This window comes from Pseudomonas sp. NA-150 (genome assembly GCF_044336365.1).
Lineage (GTDB): Bacteria > Pseudomonadota > Gammaproteobacteria > Pseudomonadales > Pseudomonadaceae > Aquipseudomonas.
The window spans coordinates 170,728-190,414 of record NZ_CP172305.1 but is presented as its reverse complement, the minus strand read 5'-3'; the positions used below and the strand labels follow the sequence as shown (position 1 = coordinate 190,414).

Below are 19,687 nucleotides of genomic sequence, written 5' to 3'. Positions count from 1 at the left end.
TATGCGCGCTTGGCTGTACCGGTTGTTGTGGCTGCTTTCCTGCAGCTTGACCGGCGTTGTTCACGCAACGCCGGTCGCGCCCGCCAAAAGCGAAAGCACGCCTCATGTGGTTTACCTCAGCCTGATCATCGATGACCTCGGGCAATCGCCGGCGGGTGACAGCCGCGCGCTGGCATTGCCAGGGCCGGTCACCATTGCGATCATGCCGGACACGCCCCACGCCACCGAATTTGCCCGCGAGGCCCATCGCGCGCACAAAACGGTGATCTTGCACATGCCAATGGACCCGGCCACCGGCCCTTTCGCCTGGCATCCCGAACTGCCCATCGAAGAACTGCAAAAACGCTTGGCGGCCGCGCTAAAAATGGTGCCGTATGCTGCCGGGATCAATAACCACATGGGCAGCCGCATGACTGCCCAACCACAAGCCATGGCCTGGCTGGTGGAAGAGCTGCAACGCCGCCGGTTGTTCCTGCTGGACAGCCGCACCAGCGCGCAGACCGTCGCCGCCGCCTCGGCGCAGCGCATCGGCCTGGCCAGCGTGTCTCGCGACGTGTTTCTCGACGACGTACGCACCACCGAAGCGGTGACCGCCCAACTCGACACCGCGATTCAACTGGCGAAGAAACAAGGCTCAGTCGTCATGATCGGCCACCCCTACCCCGTCACCCTCGACGTGCTGGAGCGCGCCTTGCCACGCTTGAAAGCGCAAGGTATCGAGTGGATCGAGCTGCGCCAGATGATCGCCCTGCGCAGTAATCAAGCCATGCCGGCCCACGGCAAGAATGGGGTTTATCGCTGAGTACAGCGGCTGTCTGTAGGAGCTAACTTGTTAGCGAGACGGGGGTACCTGACCCACCGCTCTCGCGAACAAGTTAGCTCCTACAACAGTCTGTTTTGCCGCAAATTTTTGCGTCAGGTCAAATCGTGTCGGCGAAAACGTCAGAGATAACGCCCAAGAATCTCGTCCACCAAGCCTTCAGCACGCATCTGATCCAACGCTTTCTGCAACTTGGCGACCACTTCATCCGGCACGCTTTTATTCAGGGCCAGAAATAGCTCGTCGCTGTTGAAGCGCAACACGGTCTTGAGGCCAGCAACGCCTTCCTGGCGAGCCAGATAGCGCCCGGCAGGGTCACCCGTAGCCCACAAATCGATCTGGCCGGTGGCGAGCTTCTTCGCGTTGTCTTGATCGCGCAACGCGACAATCGGGTTCAAGCCCTGGGCTGTCAGATTCTCGGCAATGACGTCGCCCTTATAGGCGCCAATCCGGTATTTTTTCGCTTGCTCCAACGAGGTCAACTGGATCGGGCTGTCGTCGCGCGCCAGCATGATCCAGTCATCCGGACCGATCGGCCCTACCCACTTGAACAGTTTTTCCCGCTCAGGCGAACGCGCGGTCACGAACACGCCGTAACCCGGTTTTTCCAATGCGGTTTTGTAGATGCGGTCCCACGGAAAGCGCAGGGTCATGCTGTAGCCGATTCCGGCGCGCTTGAAGGTTTCGCGCAAAATCTCCGCGGCGATGCCGTCGATCCTTTCATCCGGGGCGAAGTTTTTGCCGTCGGAGGCCATGTTGTAAGGCGGGAAATTTTCCGTCAGCAAGACGATTGAATAGGCACCGTTGGGCCCGACTACCGCTGGCGCAACCTCACCGGCTGCATCTTCACCATGGGCAATACCCGATAGCAAAATACCGACGCTTACTACTGCAAGAAGAAAACGTTTGAACATGTGCTATCTCCTCAACCATTGCAGCGCTCAGCGTGCCGTGAGGCGCGACTGATGTCCAGTGGCCATCAGTCTATTTACTTAACGAACGACGATACCGCGCTGGGCCATGTAGGCCTTGGCTTCCGGGACAGTGTATTCACCGAAGTGGAAAATGCTCGCCGCCAATACTGCGCTGGCATGCCCTTCGATAATCCCTGCCGCCAAATGCTCCAGATTGCCGACGCCGCCGGAAGCAATCACCGGAATCCCCAGCGCATCGCTGATCGCACGGGTCACGCCCAGGTCGAAGCCGTTTTTCATGCCGTCCTGGTCCATGCTGGTCAGCAGAATCTCGCCAGCGCCCAGTTCTTCCATCTTCTTCGCCCACTGCACGGCGTCCAGACCTGTCGGCTTGCGACCGCCGTGAGTGAAGATTTCCCAGCGCGGGGTTTCGCCCGGCAGAGACACTTTCTTCGCATCGATGGCCACCACGATGCACTGCGAACCGAAGTGCGCCGCCGCTTCGCCGACAAAATCAGGATTGAACACCGCAGCGGTGTTGATCGAGACCTTATCCGCACCGGCGTTCAGCAGGTTGCGGATGTCTTGCACGGTGCGCACGCCGCCGCCCACGGTCAGCGGGATAAACACCTGGCTGGCCATGCGCTCGACGGTATGCAGCGTGGTATCACGACCGTCGACGCTGGCAGTGATGTCGAGAAAAGTAATCTCGTCCGCGCCCTGCTCGTCATACAGGCGGGCAATTTCCACCGGATCACCCGCGTCGCGGATGTTCTCGAACTTGACGCCTTTGACCACTCGACCGTTGTCTACGTCGAGGCACGGGATGATGCGTTTCGCCAGCGCCATGAGTTGCTCCTTAGCCTTGGTAGCTGTCGCAGAAAGCTTGCGCTTCCGCTACGTCGAGGGTGCCTTCATAGATCGCACGACCGGTGATGGCGCCGATGATCCCCGGTGCCTTGGCATCCAGCAGGGACTTGATGTCACCCAGGTTGTGAATGCCGCCGGAAGCGATCACTGGAATCCGCGTGGCCGCAGCCAGCGCCAGCGGTGAACGGAACGTTGCAGCCCTGCATCATGCCGTCTTTGGCGATGTCGGTGTAAACGATGGCCGAAACGCCGTCTGCTTCAAAACGCTTGGCCAGGTCGATTACCTGAATAGTGCTGATTTCAGCCCAACCGTCGGTGGCGACGAAACCGTCTTTGGCGTCCAGCCCCACAATGATCTTGCCCGGAAACGCACGGCAGGCCTCAGCGACGAACGCCGGGTCCTTGACCGCCTTGGTGCCGATGATCACGTAGCTGACGCCAGCTTTGACGTAATGCTCGATGGTTTCCAGCGAGCGAATGCCACCACCGATCTGGATCGGCAACTGCGGGTAACGCTTGGCAATCGCGGTGACCACTTCGCCATTGACTGGCTGGCCTTCGAACGCGCCGTTCAGATCGACCAGATGCAAACGACGGCAGCCGCCATCCACCCACTTGGCAGCCATGCTCACCGGGTCATCGGAGAACACTGTGGAATCTTCCATGCGGCCCTGGCGCAGACGCACACAGGCACCGTCTTTAAGATCGATAGCGGGGATAATCAGCATCTGGAAAACCTTCAAATTCGATGTTTCAGCTTCGCTCGAGAATCAGTTTTTCTCGAGCGCCCACAGGTCGCTTTCGATGCTTTCGAACCTCTCTTTGAGGTGCGTCTGCACATCGAAAATCGCCCTGTTGTAATAGTGAGGAGCAATTTCGCGGGTGAACAGCTCAAGGATCTCAGCCGCCTCGAACGACCCCAGATCCAGCTCGAAGCGATCTTCCATGAATCGCTTGATCTTATGGTTCGCGTCACGCTCCTGTTCGGGCGTGAGGGTCAGGATCGGCGGTTTGACCTTCTTGCTCATTACCAGCGACCGTCCCAGGCGGCGAAGTTCTGCAGCAATTGCAGGCCATGGGTATGGCTCTTCTCCGGGTGGAACTGCACGGCAAAGCGCGATCCGTCGGCCAATGCGGCGGCGAAGTCGGTGCTGTAGTGCCCGCGACCGACCACCTGACGCTGGTTGGCGGCGTCGATGTAGTAGCTGTGCACGAAGTAGAAGCGCGCCTTGTCCGGAATGCCGTGCCACAGCGGGTGATCGACCGCCTGCGTCACTTCGTTCCAGCCCATGTGCGGTACTTTCAGGCTCTCGCCGTCTTCGTACAAATCCTTGCCGAAGAACTTCACCTGACCTGGGAACAGGCCGATGCAATCGACGCCGCCGTTCTCTTCGCTGCGATCAAGCAAGGCTTGCATGCCGACGCAAATACCGAGGAACGGACGGTCCTGACTGACTTCACGCACCAGCTCGTCGAAGCCCAACCGACGAATCTCGGCCATGCAATCGCGAATCGCGCCAACGCCGGGGAATACCACGCGGTCGGCTTCACGAATTACCGCAGCGTCACTGGTGATCAGCACCTTGCCGGCACCGACGTGTTCCAGCGCCTTGGCGACCGAGTGCAGGTTGCCCATGCCGTAATCGATAACCGCAACCGTCTGCATCAGAGTACGCCCTTGGTCGACGGCATTTGCCCGGCCATACGCTCATCCAGCTCGACCGCCATGCGCAGCGCACGACCGAAAGCCTTGAACACGGTTTCGATCTGGTGGTGGGTGTTGGTGCCACGCAGGTTGTCGATGTGCAAACTCACATTGGCGTGGTTGACGAAGCCCTGGAAGAATTCCTGGAACAAGTCCACGTCGAAGCCGCCTACGACAGCGCGGGTAAACGGTACATGCATCTGCAGGCCCGGGCGGCCGGAGAAGTCGATGACCACACGCGACAGCGCTTCATCGAGCGGCACGTAAGCGTGGCCGTAACGACGAATGCCTTTCTTGTCGCCAATCGCCTTGCTGAAGGCTTGACCCAAGGTGATACCGACGTCCTCCACCGTATGGTGGTCGTCGATCTCGAGGTCGCCTTTGCATTCGATGTCCAGGTCAATCAGCCCGTGGCGGGCGATCTGATCCAGCATGTGTTCAAGGAAGGGAACACCGATATCAAATCGGGCCTTTCCGGTGCCATCCAGGTTGATCGAGGCTTTGATCTGGGTTTCCAGAGTGTCGCGCTCGACGGACGCCTTACGTTCGGCCATCACCAGCTCCGCAAAATCATTGGGCGAAAAAGGCGAGCATTATAGGCCTAGAACGGGCTGGCATGAAGTAAACAGAAGAAGGGAGCGATAAATGACAGGAGAAGGGCCTGCGAACAGGCCCTCATCTCCGGTCTGTAGGAGCTAACTTGTTAGCGAGGCGGTGCGTCAGACATGACGCCTCGCCAACAAGTTGGCTCCTACAAAGGGTTACCGCGCTCTGTTTAGTGAAACAGCACCGCAGTCTTTTGCAGGGTGATCCAGATGCCCCACGCCAGCGGAATACCCACCGCCAACCACGCAGCAACAGCCAATGGCTTGCTACCCGGCGCAGCTTTCCACTCCAGCACGGTGTTTTGATCAGCACCGGCATCGCGGCCGTACGATTGCTCGACTGCCAGTTCAGCGTCGGTCATGAAGTACTTGTCGGCCACCGGACGTACCAGCAGGTTGCAGACAAAGCCCAGCACCAACAGGCCCGCAAGGATGTACAGCGTGATGTCATAGGCGTCGGCACGTGCCACACCGATGCTCAGCTGATACTCGCGGATATAGTTGACCAACACAGGGCCCAATACGCCCGCCGCGGCCCAAGCCGTCAACAGACGACCGTGGATCGCACCCACCATTTGCGTACCGAACAAGTCAGCCAGATAAGCCGGAACGGTCGCGAAACCACCGCCGTACATCGACAGGATCACGCAGAACGCCGCCACGAACAGCGCGATGCTGCCCGAATGTCCCAGGCTCGGAACCGATGAGTACAACACCAGACCCAGCACGAAGAACACGAAGTAGGTGGCTTTACGGCCGATGTAGTCGGAGAAGGTCGCCCAGAAGAAACGACCACCGATGTTGAACAGGCTCAACAGACCGGTGAAGCCCGCCGCGATAGCCGCGATCTGGCCCAGTTCAGCAGTATTCAGTTGGTTGAACGCCAGGGTGTTGCCCAGCAACTTGCCACCGAACACTTCCTGCAGCAGTGGCGAGGCCATGCCGAGGATACCGATACCGGCAGAAACGTTCAGGCACAGCACCAGCCACACCAGACGGAACTGCGGGGTCTTCCACGCAACACTGACGTGCACATGGCGGTGAGTGATCATCGAGTTATTGCCTTTCTTCGCCGGAGCGGTCCAGCCTTCAGGCTTCCAACCGGTTGGCGGAACGCGATACGCCAGCGCACCACCGATCATGAATACGAAGTAAATCGCCGCCATAGCCAAGAAGGCCTGCCAAACGCCTACGCCGGCAGGCGATGCGAAATGGCCCATCAGCGCTGCGGCCAACGGTGCACCCACCATCGCACCACCACCGAAGCCCATGATCGCCATGCCGGTAGCCATGCCGCGCTTGTCCGGGAACCACTTGATCAGCGTCGATACCGGCGAGATATAGCCCAGACCCAGGCCGATACCACCGATAACACCGGAACCCAGCCACATCAGCCAGATCTGGTGGGAGTAAATCCCCAACGCCGAAAGCACCAGGCCGCCACACCAGCACAGGGCCGATACGACGCCAGCTTTACGTGGGCCCGCATGTTCCAGCCAGCCGCCCCAAATGGCTGCCGAGCAACCGAGGAAGATGAAGAACAGGGTGAAGATCCAGCCGAGCATGGAGATCGGCCAGTCGCAGTTTGAAGAGAATACTTGCGAGATGAAGCTAACGTCCGGCGCGCATGCGACCGGAGCGGTGACACCCAGCGCTTTGGACAACGGCAGCCAGAACACTGAAAAGCCATACGCCATACCGATACACAGGTGGATGGCCAACGCGGCAGGCGGTACCAGCCAACGGTTAAAACCGGGCTTGGCGATAATACGTTCTTTGGACAAGAACGCCGGCTGAGCGACAGAACCGCCCAACGCAGTGGTTGTAGTCATTATTATTTCCCCCAGATGAGTGTAACCAGCAAGGCAATCGCCTCGATCCGCCCACAACCTTCAATGGTTTGTTTTATCGGCGGCGATCCTGCAAACGTGACACAAAGACGCAGCAGGACTGACGATCCGCAAGAGGTTAACATTTAGTCATGCGATAGAAAGCAATCTGCCATCACCTTTTTCGTTACATCTGCTCATATGCCACTATTCTCAAATCACGCTTGGTTGATCAAGGAATCGCAATGCCCATTGTCGTAGAGTCCGTCCGCTCAGCTACCCCGCAGGATCGGGAGGATCTGCAGAAGATTTATCGCGATGCACCCGACTGGCTGGTCGCACCGTTTACCGACACTCAAACCTTGATCGAAGCCCACCTGGCCGAAGGCTCGGTGCTGGCGGCTCGCTTTAATGATCGGCTGCTGGGTGCCGCGCGACTGCAGCGCCAGGAAGGCATCTGGCATCTATCGCATCTGTGTGTGCGAAAACTTACCCGCCGTCGCGGGGTGGCTGAGCGTTTGCTGGTGGAGGCACAGAAAATGGCGCGTCTGGCCGGCGGTGAACTGCGCTTGCTGGCGCCTGTCGGACATCTTGAGGCGCAGGCATTGGCGGCCAAATTGCATCTGCCGCTGGATCCGCAACAGGCGTGAAATCAAGGATGGCGATGCCTACAGTATCAGCAGCCCGGTGGCTGTTTCAGGGCGCTATACTCGCCGGCTCAATTTTGAATGATTCAATCTCACTAACAAGGACTCGCCCATGAAAGCGTTCGGCAAAATCCTGGGTCTGGTTATTCTCGGGTTGTTGCTGATCATCGTGGCTCTTGGCTTTGCCCTGACCCATTTTTTTGATCCCAACAACTACAAAGACGAGATCCGCGAACTGGCCCGTGATAAGGCTCACATTGAACTGACGCTCAATGGCGACATCGGTTGGAGCCTGTTCCCCTGGCTCGGCCTGGAGTTGCACAACGCCAGTGTGGCGACGCTCATTAACCCGACCAAACCCTTTGCCGACCTGCAAATGCTCGGGCTCTCCGTTCGCGTGTTGCCACTGTTCCGTCGCGAAGTGCAGATGAGCGATGTGCGTGTCGAAGGCTTGAACCTGACCCTGAACCGTGACGAAAACGGCCACGGCAACTGGGAAGACATCGGTCGTCAGCCAAAGCCAGCCGCCACGACGCCTGCCGTCCCGGCAACCCCGGAACAGACCGCCGCTGACGCAGCCGCCGCCGCACAACCTAAGCCGGAAAAACCGCCACAACCGATCCGCCTGGACATCGACAGCCTGACGATCAACAACGCCCACGTCGATTACAGCGATGCCCGAAGCGGGCGGCAGATCACTGCTGACAGTATTCAACTGAGCACTGGCGCAGTCCATGAAGGCGCAACCATTCCGGTCAAGTTCACCTCGTTCATCAGCACTAACCTGCCGGTGGTGCGCGTCAGAACCGAGTTGATCGGGCAACTGCGCATCAACCATGCACAGAAACGCTACCAGTTTGAAGACATGCGCCTGTCGGGCGAGATCACCGGTGATCCGCTGAACGAAAAGACCGTGACCTATGCCGCGCAAGGCCAACTGCTGCTGGATCAGGCGGCCAACGTCGCCGACTGGAACGGCCTGAAATTCTCCGCCAACCAACTGCGCGCGCTGGGCGAACTGCATCTGCGCGATCTGGATAAAACACCACAACTCAGTGGCGGCCTGTCCATCGCGCAGTTCAGCCTGCGCGACTTCCTCGACGGCATCGGCCAACCGCTGACCGAAATGGCCGACGCCACCACCCTGAACAAGGTAGAACTGGTCAGCCGCCTTACTGGCAGCCCGACCAGCATCGCCCTGGAAGACCTGACACTGAAAGTCGACGACAGTACCTTCAGTGGTCGCGTCGCAGTCGACGACTTCGCCAGACAGGCGCTGCGCGTCCAGCTCAAAGGCGATACCTTCGACGCCGATCGATATCGTCCAGGCAAGAAAGATCAGGACCAGAGCGCCGGTGCAGCGCGCAAAGTCGAAGTTCAGGGCACTGAAAACCAAGCCTTCGCCACTGTGGGCGGCAGCACGCCACTGCCGAATGCGCCAACTCAAGGCGCATGGAGCGAAACACGACTGCTGCCGCTTGAGCGATTGCGCAAAATCGATGTCGAGGCCGACCTCAGCTTCGGTCAACTGACTCTTGAGAAGCTGCCGATCCAGAATGCCTCGCTCAAGACCCAGGGCTTTGAGGGCCAGATTAATCTTGAAACCCTGCGTGGCGACCTCTACAACGGCAGCTTCGAAGCCAAAGGCAGCCTCGACGTGCGCCCTGACGTACCGCTGATGAGCGTGCAAACGGTCATCACTAAAGTGCCGGTCGAGCGCTTCATCCAGAGCAAAAATCCGACACCACCGATCAAGGGCCTGCTAACCCTGCACAGCGACGTCACGGGCAAGGGCAATAGCGAGAAGGCACTGATCGACAGCCTCAACGGCACGACCAACTTCGTGCTCAACGACGGCGTGCTGGTCAATGCCAACCTGGAACAACAGCTGTGCCAGGGCATCGCCAAGCTCAATCGCCAGACCCTCAGCGGCGAACCCCATGGCCGTGACACGCCGTTCCAGCAACTCAACGGCAATCTGGTGTTCCGTAACGGCGTCGCCAACAACCCGGACCTGAAAGTGAAGATCCCGGGCCTGACCATCAACGGCAATGGCGACATCGACCTGCGCGTGCTGGGCATGGACTACCGCATCGGCATCATCGTCGAAGGCGACAAGAGCGACATGCCCGACCCGGCGTGCCAGGTCAACGAACGCTACGCCGGTATCGAATGGCCCGTGCGTTGCCGCGGCCCGCTGGAATTGGGCGCCAAGGCCTGTCGCGTGGATAACGAAGGCCTGAGCCTGATCGCCGCCAAATTGGTCGGCGACAAGCTTGAGCAAAAGATCGACGACAAGCTGGGCGACAAGGCTCCACAGATCAAAGAAGCATTGAAAGGTTTGTTCAAACGATGAAACCCGAGCAATTTTCTACGGCCGTACTCGACTGGTATGACCGTCACGGCCGGCACGACCTGCCTTGGCAACAGGGCATCACCCCGTACCGCGTCTGGGTTTCGGAAATCATGCTGCAACAGACACAGGTCAGCACCGTGCTGAACTACTTCGACCGCTTCATGGAAGCCCTGCCAACCGTGCAGGCCTTGGCCGAGGCACCGGAAGACGAAGTGTTGCACCTGTGGACCGGCCTCGGTTATTACACCCGCGCCCGCAACCTGCAAAAGACCGCCAAAATTGTCGTCGCGGAATACGACGGCGAGTTTCCCCGTGATGTGGAAAAGCTCACGGACCTGCCGGGGATCGGCCTGTCCACCGCTGGCGCGATTGCCAGCCTGAGCATGGGCCTGCGCGCGCCGATCCTCGACGGCAACGTCAAACGCGTGCTGGCGCGCTACACCGCCCAGGAAGGCTACCCCGGCGAGCCGAAGGTGGCGAAACAGCTGTGGGCCAACGCCGAACGCTTCACGCCGCATGCGCGCGTCAACAACTACACCCAGGCGATGATGGACCTCGGCGCAACCCTGTGCACCCGCAGCAAGCCGAGCTGCCTCCTCTGCCCGCTGGAAAAAAGCTGTGAGGCGCACATGCTCGGCCTGGAGATTCGCTACCCGATTCCCAAACCGCGCAAAACCGTGCCCCAGAAGCGTACGCTGATGCCGATGTTCGCCAACCGCGACGGCGACATTCTGCTGTACCGACGCCCTTCCACGGGCTTGTGGGGCGGTTTGTGGAGCTTGCCGGAGCTGGATCAGTTCAGCGACCTGGAACACCTGGCCGACCAACACGCACTGCAACTGGGCAAACACCACGAACTGCCAGGGCTGGTGCACACCTTCAGCCACTTTCAGCTGTCCATCGAACCGTGGCTGGTGCGGGTCGAAGAGTCCGCCCATCACGTGGCCGAGGCCGACTGGCTCTGGTATAACCTCGCCACCCCACCGCGCCTGGGCCTTGCCGCCCCGGTGAAGAAGCTGCTGAAACGCGCAGCCGACGTATTGAATGCAGGAGAGTTGTCATGACCCGCACCGTAATGTGCCGCAAGTACAAAGAAGAATTGCCAGGCCTGGACCGCGCCCCTTACCCAGGCGCCAAAGGCGAAGACATCTTCAACCACGTCTCGCAAAAAGCCTGGGCTGACTGGCAGAAACACCAAACCCTGCTGATCAACGAACGCCGCCTGAACATGATGAACGCCGAGGATCGAAAATTCCTGCAAGGCGAGATGGATAAATTCCTGTCCGGCGAGGAATACGCCAAGGCCGACGGCTACGTCGCCCCCAAGGAATAAGGGCTTTCAGCAGGTGTGGGTCGTAAGCGACGGTAATGTTTGAATATTTTTTAATAACACGCTTGACGACCCCCCGAAAAACTAGTCTAATGCGCCCCGTTGCCCAGATAGCTCAGTCGGTAGAGCAGGGGATTGAAAATCCCCGTGTCGGCGGTTCGATTCCGTCTCTGGGCACCACCTTCAGTTTTAAGGTGATGCCAAGCACACGTTAAAACACTTAAAAAACCCGCCTAGTGCGGGTTTTTTATTGCCTGTGGTTTCCCACCCAATGCTTTGAGCAGATCCACTCCCCTCGGATCTACTCACCCCTCCCATCGTTGAAAGCCTCAAGCCTGCATACGTCTACACATGATGCGCCAGGTACTCGCTCAGCGCTTTTCTGGTGAGGTCGTTGAGGGAAATACTCTGCCGAATCGCAGCAACGCTGGCAGCCAGATGCAGGTCGTGACCTACCCTTACATTGAACGAACCCTTGCAAGGTATCTCGGCGTCTTGGTTCAGCGATGCGCAGGCGTTGAGGTAATCGTCCACAGCATCACGAAATGCCTGGCTCAATTCAGCCACAGTTGTCCCCTCGTAGCTGACAAGAGCCCGGATGAACTGAAGCTTACCGAACAGGCAATTATCTTCGGGACTGGCTTCAATGGAACCGTAATAGCCCCGGTGTTGTAGCATGGTGTTCATCAGATCACTCCCCCTGCCTTTAGATGTTCGATAACCTGGCGTTTCACGTAGGCCTTTAGCTCATTACCGGGATGCGGCTTGTGCAGGTTGATCATCGCCAATGGATTTCCATTATCGAATTTCACTCGACTGCCATCACCCTCAAGCTGACCGTAGCCAAAGCCACGCAGGAGCGTTACCAGTTCAGACCATGAAAATCCGGCCTGTTTATTGAGTAGTTTTGCGAGCAGCTTTTCTTGCTTGGACATCAGACCTCCTGGAATGCAACTGATTTTAGTTGCAGCAGACTGTGAATACCACCCCTCTGCTCCACGCCGTTTGTAACCTCTCCACCCTAAGAACGACGAAGGTCTATTGGCTATTGAGGAGCGATGCGTTTCAATAGCGCCCCCAAAAGGCACCTACTCTGCCGTCATCAGGACCCGAGCTCATGGCTTCGCCAGACAAACAGCAAAAACGCGCCAAGCGGGCGAAAACCAAAGCCAAGCAGAATCGCATCGGCAAGCCTGTGCAGAACGTCGTCCATCCCGTCCTCTCATCACCGCTGATCAACGAGCCGTTCGATGACGTCGAGATTGACCTGAGTACCTTTGACTTCAACGACATCCTGGAAAACGGTTTCGACCCGGCCGACTTCGATGATCTGTTCAGCGCAATGAAAGCCGCCGAGGCCATCAGCCAGTTGGCGATGTGCGTGGTTTTCCTGCAATACCCGGTGCTGGAACTGGTGATTGCCGAAGAGGAAGAAGAGAACGCCACCGACTTCCTGATGGGTTTGTTGATCTCGTACCGGGCGATTTTCCACGACGAAGATGAAGAAGCAGCCGTGGTCTGGATCGGCAGTTCCGCATTCCAGGCCGACTACAACGAAGCTTCCCGGATCTTGCTGGAAAAAAACAAACGCCGCTACTGAACCAGATCGAATAAACAGACTCTGATTCATGCCCTTATCCACTATGTGCAACATCCCTATTCATTGAGGCTCGCAACATGATCCGTACAACTCTTTCAGCCATTGCCCTGACTGTCGGCCTGCTGGCTACTCAAAGCGCCATGGCGGGCAACGAACTCAACTCGGCTCTGGGTGGTGGTGTCGGTGGCGCACTGGGTAACGTCGTCGGCAAGAAGCTGATTGGCGGTAAAAATGGCGCCGTCATCGGTGCTGGCCTCGGCGGAGCGGCAGGTGGTGCACTCACAGCCAAGAAAGGCACCAAGACTGCCGCAGCAATTGGTGGCGGAGTTGGTTCAGCCGGCGGCTCGCTGCTGGGTGGCACCGTTGGCGCAGGCCTGGGCGGCGCAGCAGGCGGCGCGCTGGGTACAGCTTTGAAGAAGTAATACGACTGACTGAATTGGTCGTACACAAAAACCCGCCTGGTGCGGGTTTTTTGTTGTCTGGGTTGCTAGGATTATTGCTTATCGCCAACCAATGGAGCGCGAGATCTCCCACAATACTTGTTCACTGCTTTTACGCATAATCCCGAAGAGTTTCTAACCCGGCTTAAGTAGGCGCCTCGCATGCAGACATACAAAAAGCTTCTGTTCGCCGCAGTTGTCACTCTGGCCTTCGCTACCAACGCCCTGGCCGTGGAAAAACTCAAAATGGGCGTCCAGGCCGCTTACCCGCCGTTCAACAACAAAGACGCCAGCGGTCAGGTGGTGGGCTTTGACGTCGATATCGGCAACGCGCTGTGCGCCAAGATGAAGGTCGAGTGCGAGGTGGTCGCTGCTGACTGGGACAACATCATCCCGGCACTCAATTCCAATCAGTTCAATTTCCTGATCTCGTCGATGTCGATCACCGAGGAACGCAAGCAGTTGGTGGATTTCACCGCGCCGTATTATTCCAACAAGCTGCAGTTCATCGCATCGAAAGCGGTCACGTTGAACATCACCAAAGACACGCTCCAGCAAAACCTCAGCGGCAAGATCATCGGTGCACCGCGCGGCACCCTGGCCGCGAGCTGGTTGCAGGACAAGTTGGCTGACGTGGCCACCATCAAGCTCTACGACACCCAGGCCGACGCCAATACCGACCTCGCCGCCGGGCACCTCGATACCGTACTGGCAGACAAGTTCGTCAGTTACGAATGGCTAAAGAGCGAAGTCGGCAAGAGCTATGAGTTCAAAGGCTCTCCCGTGCTCGACAACGACAAGATCGGCATCGCCGTGCGCAAAGGTGATCCCCTGCTTGAGCAGTTGAACACCGCGCTGAAAGAAATCATCGCCGACGGCACCTACAAAAAGATCAACGACAGGTATTTCCCATTCAGCATCCTCTGACGGGCGAGCAGATTCGTACACGCTTCCGCGCCCTGGACGACTACCTGCTCGCTCATCAGGACCTATGGCGACCTCGCCCGTTCACCCATCGGCAATTACCGTGGGAGGCCCAACACGTTGAGCTGGCCGCATGGCTACGCTCCCGCTCGCTGGCCGAGGCTGAAGCCGCGCATAACCATCCTGAATGGTTGACCGCGCCGGCGCCGTTCGCGCAGTTGGCGGCTGAGTCCGCGACCCTGAGCCTGGTTGGCCATCTGCCCACTGAAAAACTGGCGCCCGTCTCGGCTCGCATGAGTGTCGATGTGCCCGGTCGCAAATGGCAGCAGATCGAGGCCTTCGCCGGCGCCCTGCACTTTCAGCACACGCCCGAACACTGGCTCGACTGGTGCGCCGGTAAAGGCCATCTCGGCCGACGCCTTGCCCACGGCGGCCAGGCGCTGACCTGCCTGGAGTACAACCCGGAGCTGGTGACTGCCGGGGAACAGCTCAGCAAACGGCTGGGCATCGACGCCACCCATCAACAGCAAGATGTCATGGCCGCTAACACCGGCGACCTCCTGAGCGCCCGCCACACGCCGATCGCCCTGCACGCCTGCGGCGATCTGCATGTGCAACTGATTCGCCTGGCCAGCGATGCCCAGTGCCCTCAAATGGCCATCGCCCCATGTTGTTACAACCGCATTAGCGCCAACGACTATCAACCACTGAGCGTCGACGCACGGGCCTCGGCACTGAAGCTCTCGCTGGAAGACCTCGGGCTGCCCCTCAGCGAAACGGTCACCGCAGGCGCTCGGGTAAGGCGTCAGCGTGACACCTCGATGGCTCGCCGTCTGGGGTTCGATTCACTGCAAAGAGACCTGCGTGGGGTCGATGAATACTTACCCACACCCTCCCTGCCCGTCGCGTGGCTGGAAAAATCCATCGCCGATTTCTGCCGAGATCTGGCGGCACTCAAGGAATTACCTGACGTCGGGCAGCAGAACTGGACCGAGCGGGAAGCCGTTGGCTGGCAACGCCTGGCCGAAGTGCGCAACCTGGAGCTGGTCAGAGGCCTGTTTCGCCGCCCACTGGAGCTATGGCTGGTGCTCGACCGCGCCCTGTATTTGCAAGAGCGTGGCTATGCGGTGCAGCTTGGCCTGTTCTGCGACAGCCTGGTGACACCGCGCAATTTACTGCTGCTGGCTGAACGTCCTTAGCCTGTGGATAACTCTGTTGATGAAAATCCTGCCAAGTCACGGAATCCATGGCTTACCGGGCAAAATTCACCCTGTTCATTTTTTGTACACATCTTAAAGGTTCATAAAAACAGCAAGTTGCAGCCATACGAGAACTATTCCGCAAAAATTCATTTTTCATGCCGATTACAGAGACCGCTTGTGCATAAGCATTCCTACAAAACGGAATAAGCCCTGATAGTTGGGCCTGGGCGTAGTAGCTCGTATGCTGGCGCGGACTTGTTTAACCCTGACCCAATGGTGATCCACGATGATGGACAGTCTCAGCGGAATCGTCGCCTTTGTGCACGTCGCGGAAACCCGCAGCTTCACTGAGGCCGGGCGCATTCTTGAGGTGTCGTCCTCCGCCATCGGCAAAAGCGTGGCCCGGGTCGAAGAGCGTTTGGGCGTCAGACTTTTCCACCGCAGCACGCGCAGCGTGACGCTAACGTCGGAAGGCGAGCTGTTTCTGGAACGCTGCAAAAGGATCATTGACGAGCTCGACGCCGCTCAATTGGAGTTGTCGCAACTCAGCGCCGCACCACGGGGCAAGTTGCGCATCAGCATGCCGCTGCAAAACACCCTGATTCTGCCCGTGCTCGCCGCCTTCACCCGTGCTTATCCCGAGATCGAGCTGGACGTGGACTTGTCCGATCGCATGGTCGATGTGATCGAGGAAGGCTTCGATGCAGTGGTGCGTACGGGCGAGCCGATGGACTCGCGCCTGATGTCGCGCAAACTGGGGAATTACAAACTGCAGCTGGTGGCCTCGCCGGACTACCTGATGCGACAGGGCACACCGACTCATCCCGATGAACTGCGTGATCACAGCTGCCTGTTACATCGCTTCCCGGCCTCGGGCCTGATCGAACGCTGGCCGGTGCGTGTCGCCGATTCAATGGCCGGGCCAGAGCTGTCCCGGACCATCACCTGCACCACCACCGATGCCCTCAACTACCTGGCGCTGGACGGCATTGGCATCGCCTGCCTGCCGGACTTCTCGATCAAGCAGTCGATCAAGGAAGGCAAACTCACAGTACTGCTGGATGAATTCAACGACTTCAACGGCACACTGTGGATGCTATGGCCGTCGAACCGTCACGCCTCGCCCAAACTGCGGGCGCTGATCGACTTCTTCCGCGACCACATGCTGGCTTAGGGGCAAGTTGCCAGCGTCGCCGTCCGCGCCTGACTCGTCCGACGCGAGATCGCCACAGTCAGCACCAACGCCGCCAACTCACAGGCCGCCGCTGTCCAACCGAGATCGGTCACGCTGGTGAAACTCAATGTCAGTGAACCCAAGGCCGCGCCCAGCGAAAAGCCCAGGTACATAAACGATGCATTCAGCGACAGCGCGATAGGCGTGCCCTTGAGCCCGGCAATGCCGATCAGATTGGCCTGCTGCGCCGGGTAAAACGCCCAATGCGCCATACCCCAGGCAATCACCGCGATCAGAATTGGCACCAGCGCCAGCGACGTCGGCAACAAATGCGCGCTGACCGACAAACTGAAGAACGCAATCATCGCCACCACCAGCGTAGGAACAATCAACCTACGACCACCGAAACGGTCCACCGCCTTACCACTGAACACCACCCCCACCGCCGCCGCCACGCCCCAGGCGAACAACACATAACCAATCTCGGCGCCCTGCAACTGCGTGGTGTGCGCAATGAACAGCGCCAGATAGGTGTAAACCGTATACGCGCCCATCGCCCACAGCGTGGTCACCAACAACGTCAGCAAAATCACCGGCTGCCGCGCCGTATTCAAACGCTCACGCAACGAAGCCACCGGCAAGCCCGCGCCAATCCCCTTCGACAGCCCGAACATCAACGCCACCGTAGCAATGGCCGACAACAACGCCACGCCAGCAAAGGTCATGCGCCAGCCCAAACGATCACCGACAAACGCACCCAACGGCACACCAAACGCCACCGCAATCGTGATCCCGCCATTCACAATCGCCAACGCCGTCCCACGCTTCTCAGGCCCGGCAATCGCCCCGGCCAACGCATTCGCCCCCGGCACATAAAGCCCGGCGGTAAACGCCAACAGAATCCGCGCCGCCATCAACACCCAATAATTCTCGGCGCTAAACGCCACGATATTGGCCAACGCAAACGCCGCCATCGAACCCACCAGCAACGAATGACGACTGAAACTGCCAGTCAACGCCGTCAGAATCGGCGAACTCAAGGCGTAGGCCAGCGCAAACACCGTCACCAACTGCCCCGCCGCCACAACACTCACCGACAAATCAGCCGCCATTTCCGGCAACAACCCGGCAATCATGAAACTCTCGGTACCCACCGCAAAGGTACCCAACGCCAGCCAGAACAACGGCACCAGCGAAAAGGTCGAAGGAGAAGGAGAAGAAGCAGACATATCGAACTCCTGAAAAATGAGCGCCACGAGACCCGGCGGCGTGATTGAGCGCAAAGGTAGGCTAATCAGGAGAAGAAAAAAACCGGGCAAAACTCCGAACATAGCGGACAAAACCGTCCTAAATTCGGGTGCACGGATGCGAAGGCCCCGTAGCGGTCTGGCTTGCCGGCGATGGTGATCTTACGGGTGCTGTCGCCGGCAAGCCGGACTGCTTGTGATTTTTTTGTATTTTTGCAATCGAATCAGACAGCTAGGGGTTTACAAGGCCGAAAAACTGGATATACTCTGCGCCCATTACGCCGGTATAGCTCAGTTGGTAGAGCAACTGACTTGTAATCAGTAGGTCCCGAGTTCGACTCTTGGTGCCGGCACCATACAAAACGAAGCCTCCACAGAAATGTGGGGGCTTCGTTGTTTCTGCGTGTCCACAAAACGCCCACGCCTTGAGATGTGATCCTCCGATACCATTGCAGGAGCACCCTTGCTCGCGATTTTGTCGCTGCAGCGGCAACGCTTTTTCCACTCTACTAGCTACTCAAATACTGGACGCAGCGCCGTTCAGGACGCCTTCGCAGGCAAGTCTGACTCCCACAGGTTTTTGCGCCTGCCCCAAATTCCACTTCTGCAAGGCCCTACGTCAGACAAACACACGCAGTCCGGCTTGCCGACGATAGCGATTTTATGGGCACCATCGCCGCCCCACAACCAACTCCCCCCGACCTAAGTCTCAGAAACCCATGACCTTTATCCCCCACCCCTTCACAAAATTCTCACAATCCCCCTGAAACAATTACCGCTAGCGCTAATACAAACACTTCCTATTCAGGAGTATGATCCTCCCACCCGCCACACGGATCCGTGGCTGGTCCTACTCCTTTAACCCCCACAGGAGCTGCCCCTACAATGATTTCTCGTTCTCCTTCGTTCGCAAAGATCGCTCTGCTTGCTTCAGCCTTGATGGCGGCTGGTAGTGTTTACGCAGCTCCAAGTGCTGACGGTATTGTTGTTTACAACGCCCAGCACGAAAGCCTGACCAAGGCTTGGGTTGAAGGCTTTACTAAAGAAACCGGGATCAAGGTCACGCTGCGCAGCGGTGATGACACTGAGATGGGTAATCAGATTGTTCAGGAAGGCGCGGCGTCTCCGGCGGATGTGTTTCTGACCGAGAACTCGCCGGCGATGGTGTTGGTGGATAATGCGGGGCTGTTTGCTCCGGTTGCACCGACCACGCTGTCGCAGGTGGATTCGGCTTATCGTCCGGCGCATGGCAAGTGGGTGGGTATCGCGGCGCGTTCGACGGTGTTTGTTTATAACAAGGACAAGTTGAAAGCCGCTGATATGCCGAAGTCGCTGTTGGACCTGGCTGATCCAAGCTGGAAAGGTCGTTGGGCGGCGTCGCCATCGGGTGCGGATTTCCAGGCGATTGTCAGCGCGTTGCTTGAGCAGAAAGGCGAAGCGGCGACGCTGGATTGGTTGAAGGCGATGAAGACCAACTTCACGGCGTACCGTGGCAACGGCTCGGTGTTGAAGGCGGTGAATGCCGGCCAGATCGACAGTGGTGTGATCTATCACTACTACCCGTTGGTGGATCAGTCGAAAACCGGCGAGAACAGCAACCACACTGGCCTGTACTACTTCAAGCATAAGGATCCGGGTGCGTTCGTGAGCATTTCCGGGGGCGCGGTTCTGGCTTCCAGCAAGCACGCTGATGAAGCGCAGGCGTTCCTGAAGTATGTGACGGGTAAAGAAGGCCAGAACGTTCTGAAGACCGGCAATTCGTTCGAGTACGCCGTGGGCCAGGGTGCTGCATCCAACCCGAAGCTGACCCCGCTGGCTGAACTGGACGCGCCAAAAGTTGACGCTTCCCAGCTGAACAGCAAGAAAGCCGTCGAGCTGATGACCAAAGCAGGCTTGTTGTAAGGTGAAGGCGGAGAATTTTACGGGTGCCGACCTCGAAGCACCTAACGCTGTAGGACTTGTCTCCGCCTTGACCGGACGGTCCCGCTCGCGCGGCGGCCGTCCCGCTACCTGGATTGTGGTGA

At 58.4% G+C, this 19,687-nt stretch carries 20 protein-coding genes, 2 tRNA genes and 1 pseudogene; 13 read left to right on the top strand and 10 right to left on the bottom strand.

The features are described from left to right. Position 1: 1 nt before the first annotated feature. Positions 2 to 802, top strand: a complete 801-nt coding sequence (locus ACF0H7_RS00915; RefSeq protein WP_397450976.1) for a divergent polysaccharide deacetylase family protein — start codon at positions 2 to 4, stop codon at positions 800 to 802. Between the two features lie 140 nt (positions 803 to 942). Here the strand turns inward: ACF0H7_RS00915 and ACF0H7_RS00910 are convergent, their stop codons facing one another. The 7 genes and pseudogenes from ACF0H7_RS00910 to ACF0H7_RS00880 form a co-directional block, all read right to left on the bottom strand. Beyond that, positions 943 to 1,734 (bottom strand): substrate-binding periplasmic protein, encoded by a 792-nt coding sequence (locus tag ACF0H7_RS00910; RefSeq protein WP_397450975.1) that lies wholly within the window; start codon positions 1,732 to 1,734, stop codon positions 943 to 945. 78 nt (positions 1,735 to 1,812) lie between these two features. Beyond that, on the bottom strand, positions 1,813 to 2,583 hold the full coding sequence (gene hisF / locus ACF0H7_RS00905) for an imidazole glycerol phosphate synthase subunit HisF (RefSeq protein ID WP_397450974.1): 771 nt from the start codon (positions 2,581 to 2,583) through the stop codon (positions 1,813 to 1,815). 10 nt (positions 2,584 to 2,593) lie between these two features. Next, positions 2,594 to 3,332, bottom strand: a pseudogene (gene hisA / locus ACF0H7_RS00900) (1-(5-phosphoribosyl)-5-[(5-phosphoribosylamino)methylideneamino]imidazole-4-carboxamide isomerase). 42 nt (positions 3,333 to 3,374) lie between these two features. Next, on the bottom strand, positions 3,375 to 3,632 hold the full coding sequence (locus tag ACF0H7_RS00895) for a DUF2164 domain-containing protein (RefSeq protein WP_397450973.1): 258 nt from the start codon (positions 3,630 to 3,632) through the stop codon (positions 3,375 to 3,377). Beyond that, a complete protein-coding gene (hisH, locus tag ACF0H7_RS00890) occupies positions 3,632 to 4,270 on the bottom strand; it encodes an imidazole glycerol phosphate synthase subunit HisH (protein WP_397450972.1) in 639 nt (212 codons plus the stop codon). The genes ACF0H7_RS00895 and hisH overlap by 1 nt, the downstream gene beginning before the upstream one ends. Beyond that, entirely contained in the window at positions 4,270 to 4,863 is a 594-nt protein-coding gene (gene hisB / locus ACF0H7_RS00885; RefSeq protein ID WP_397450971.1) for an imidazoleglycerol-phosphate dehydratase HisB, read from the bottom strand. The genes hisH and hisB overlap by 1 nt, the downstream gene beginning before the upstream one ends. Positions 4,864 to 5,084: 221 nt before the next feature. Further along, positions 5,085 to 6,746: an OFA family MFS transporter gene (locus ACF0H7_RS00880; RefSeq protein ID WP_397450970.1), complete on the bottom strand. Its 1,662-nt coding sequence runs from the start codon at positions 6,744 to 6,746 to the stop codon at positions 5,085 to 5,087. A gap of 242 nt (positions 6,747 to 6,988) precedes the next feature. On the opposite strand from ACF0H7_RS00880, the gene ACF0H7_RS00875 reads away from it, so the two are divergent. The 5 genes from ACF0H7_RS00875 to ACF0H7_RS00855 all read left to right on the top strand — a co-directional run bounded on the left by ACF0H7_RS00875 (position 6,989) and on the right by ACF0H7_RS00855 (position 11,256). Continuing rightward, on the top strand, positions 6,989 to 7,393 hold the full coding sequence (locus ACF0H7_RS00875) for an acetyl-CoA sensor PanZ family protein (protein WP_397450969.1): 405 nt from the start codon (positions 6,989 to 6,991) through the stop codon (positions 7,391 to 7,393). Positions 7,394 to 7,502: 109 nt separating this feature from the next. Continuing rightward, the gene (locus tag ACF0H7_RS00870; protein WP_397450968.1) at positions 7,503 to 9,746 is read left to right on the top strand and encodes an AsmA family protein; all 2,244 of its coding nucleotides are present in this window, start codon (positions 7,503 to 7,505) and stop codon (positions 9,744 to 9,746) included. Then, positions 9,743 to 10,810 carry an A/G-specific adenine glycosylase gene (gene mutY / locus ACF0H7_RS00865; RefSeq protein ID WP_397450967.1) on the top strand — a complete coding sequence of 356 codons (1,068 nt, stop codon included), beginning with the start codon at positions 9,743 to 9,745 and terminating at the stop codon, positions 10,808 to 10,810. The genes ACF0H7_RS00870 and mutY overlap by 4 nt, the downstream gene beginning before the upstream one ends. Then, entirely contained in the window at positions 10,807 to 11,079 is a 273-nt protein-coding gene (locus ACF0H7_RS00860) for an oxidative damage protection protein (protein ID WP_397450966.1), read from the top strand. The genes mutY and ACF0H7_RS00860 overlap by 4 nt, the downstream gene beginning before the upstream one ends. 101 nt (positions 11,080 to 11,180) lie before the next feature. Then, positions 11,181 to 11,256, top strand: a tRNA-Phe gene (locus ACF0H7_RS00855). A gap of 165 nt (positions 11,257 to 11,421) precedes the next feature. On the opposite strand, the gene ACF0H7_RS00850 is transcribed toward ACF0H7_RS00855, so the two are convergent. Together ACF0H7_RS00850 and ACF0H7_RS00845 are read right to left on the bottom strand one after the other, a co-directional pair. Then, complete coding sequence (locus tag ACF0H7_RS00850) at positions 11,422 to 11,763, bottom strand: type II toxin-antitoxin system HicB family antitoxin (RefSeq protein WP_397450965.1); 342 nt, start codon at positions 11,761 to 11,763, stop codon at positions 11,422 to 11,424. Continuing rightward, positions 11,763 to 12,011, bottom strand: a complete 249-nt coding sequence (locus tag ACF0H7_RS00845) for a type II toxin-antitoxin system HicA family toxin (protein WP_397450964.1) — start codon at positions 12,009 to 12,011, stop codon at positions 11,763 to 11,765. Before ACF0H7_RS00845 ends, ACF0H7_RS00850 begins: the two co-directional genes overlap by 1 nt. A gap of 182 nt (positions 12,012 to 12,193) precedes the next feature. Between ACF0H7_RS00845 and ACF0H7_RS00840 the strand changes: the two genes are divergently transcribed. The 5 genes from ACF0H7_RS00840 (at position 12,194) to ACF0H7_RS00820 (ending at position 16,416) form a co-directional block, all read left to right on the top strand. Next, entirely contained in the window at positions 12,194 to 12,676 is a 483-nt protein-coding gene (locus tag ACF0H7_RS00840) for a hypothetical protein (RefSeq protein ID WP_397450963.1), read from the top strand. An 80-nt stretch (positions 12,677 to 12,756) separates the two neighbouring features. Continuing rightward, a complete protein-coding gene (locus ACF0H7_RS00835) occupies positions 12,757 to 13,098 on the top strand; it encodes a bacteriocin (protein WP_397453790.1) in 342 nt (113 codons plus the stop codon). Positions 13,099 to 13,278: 180 nt separating this feature from the next. After that, positions 13,279 to 14,043, top strand: a complete 765-nt coding sequence (locus tag ACF0H7_RS00830) for a transporter substrate-binding domain-containing protein (RefSeq protein ID WP_397450962.1) — start codon at positions 13,279 to 13,281, stop codon at positions 14,041 to 14,043. Continuing rightward, complete coding sequence (locus ACF0H7_RS00825) at positions 14,028 to 15,239, top strand: methyltransferase (protein WP_397453788.1); 1,212 nt, start codon at positions 14,028 to 14,030, stop codon at positions 15,237 to 15,239. Before ACF0H7_RS00830 ends, ACF0H7_RS00825 begins: the two co-directional genes overlap by 16 nt. A 292-nt stretch (positions 15,240 to 15,531) precedes the next feature. Then, positions 15,532 to 16,416 (top strand): LysR substrate-binding domain-containing protein, encoded by an 885-nt coding sequence (locus tag ACF0H7_RS00820; protein WP_397453786.1) that lies wholly within the window; start codon positions 15,532 to 15,534, stop codon positions 16,414 to 16,416. On the opposite strand, the gene ACF0H7_RS00815 is transcribed toward ACF0H7_RS00820, so the two are convergent. After that, positions 16,413 to 17,645, bottom strand: a complete 1,233-nt coding sequence (locus ACF0H7_RS00815) for an MFS transporter (RefSeq protein ID WP_397450961.1) — start codon at positions 17,643 to 17,645, stop codon at positions 16,413 to 16,415. The genes ACF0H7_RS00820 and ACF0H7_RS00815 overlap by 4 nt on opposite strands. 298 nt (positions 17,646 to 17,943) lie before the next feature. Here ACF0H7_RS00815 and ACF0H7_RS00810 point away from each other — a divergent pair. Both ACF0H7_RS00810 and ACF0H7_RS00805 read left to right on the top strand, forming a co-directional pair. Continuing rightward, positions 17,944 to 18,019: transfer RNA gene (locus ACF0H7_RS00810), tRNA-Thr, on the top strand. 529 nt (positions 18,020 to 18,548) lie between these two features. Then, positions 18,549 to 19,565: an iron ABC transporter substrate-binding protein gene (locus tag ACF0H7_RS00805; RefSeq protein ID WP_397450960.1), complete on the top strand. Its 1,017-nt coding sequence runs from the start codon at positions 18,549 to 18,551 to the stop codon at positions 19,563 to 19,565. The last annotated feature ends 122 nt before the right edge of the window (positions 19,566 to 19,687 follow it).

Excerpts from the sequence above, each read along its gene's own strand:
- ACF0H7_RS00815 (WP_397450961.1), bottom strand. The coding sequence starts at position 17,645 with ATGTCTGCTTCTTCTCCTTCTCCTTCGACCTTTTCGCTGGTGCCGTTG.
- hisB (WP_397450971.1), bottom strand. The coding sequence starts at position 4,863 with ATGGCCGAACGTAAGGCGTCCGTCGAGCGCGACACTCTGGAAACCCAG.
- ACF0H7_RS00805 (WP_397450960.1), top strand. The coding sequence starts at position 18,549 with ATGATTTCTCGTTCTCCTTCGTTCGCAAAGATCGCTCTGCTTGCTTCA.
- ACF0H7_RS00845 (WP_397450964.1), bottom strand. The coding sequence starts at position 12,011 with ATGTCCAAGCAAGAAAAGCTGCTCGCAAAACTACTCAATAAACAGGCC.
- ACF0H7_RS00880 (WP_397450970.1), bottom strand. The coding sequence starts at position 6,746 with ATGACTACAACCACTGCGTTGGGCGGTTCTGTCGCTCAGCCGGCGTTC.
- ACF0H7_RS00895 (WP_397450973.1), bottom strand. The coding sequence starts at position 3,632 with ATGAGCAAGAAGGTCAAACCGCCGATCCTGACCCTCACGCCCGAACAG.
- ACF0H7_RS00875 (WP_397450969.1), top strand. The coding sequence starts at position 6,989 with ATGCCCATTGTCGTAGAGTCCGTCCGCTCAGCTACCCCGCAGGATCGG.
- ACF0H7_RS00870 (WP_397450968.1), top strand. The coding sequence starts at position 7,503 with ATGAAAGCGTTCGGCAAAATCCTGGGTCTGGTTATTCTCGGGTTGTTG.
- ACF0H7_RS00860 (WP_397450966.1), top strand. The coding sequence starts at position 10,807 with ATGACCCGCACCGTAATGTGCCGCAAGTACAAAGAAGAATTGCCAGGC.
- ACF0H7_RS00830 (WP_397450962.1), top strand. The coding sequence starts at position 13,279 with ATGCAGACATACAAAAAGCTTCTGTTCGCCGCAGTTGTCACTCTGGCC.
- ACF0H7_RS00820 (WP_397453786.1), top strand. The coding sequence starts at position 15,532 with ATGGACAGTCTCAGCGGAATCGTCGCCTTTGTGCACGTCGCGGAAACC.
- hisF (WP_397450974.1), bottom strand. The coding sequence starts at position 2,583 with ATGGCGCTGGCGAAACGCATCATCCCGTGCCTCGACGTAGACAACGGT.
- ACF0H7_RS00840 (WP_397450963.1), top strand. The coding sequence starts at position 12,194 with ATGGCTTCGCCAGACAAACAGCAAAAACGCGCCAAGCGGGCGAAAACC.
- mutY (WP_397450967.1), top strand. The coding sequence starts at position 9,743 with ATGAAACCCGAGCAATTTTCTACGGCCGTACTCGACTGGTATGACCGT.
- ACF0H7_RS00850 (WP_397450965.1), bottom strand. The coding sequence starts at position 11,763 with ATGAACACCATGCTACAACACCGGGGCTATTACGGTTCCATTGAAGCC.
- hisH (WP_397450972.1), bottom strand. The coding sequence starts at position 4,270 with ATGCAGACGGTTGCGGTTATCGATTACGGCATGGGCAACCTGCACTCG.
- ACF0H7_RS00915 (WP_397450976.1), top strand. The coding sequence starts at position 2 with ATGCGCGCTTGGCTGTACCGGTTGTTGTGGCTGCTTTCCTGCAGCTTG.
- ACF0H7_RS00910 (WP_397450975.1), bottom strand. The coding sequence starts at position 1,734 with ATGTTCAAACGTTTTCTTCTTGCAGTAGTAAGCGTCGGTATTTTGCTA.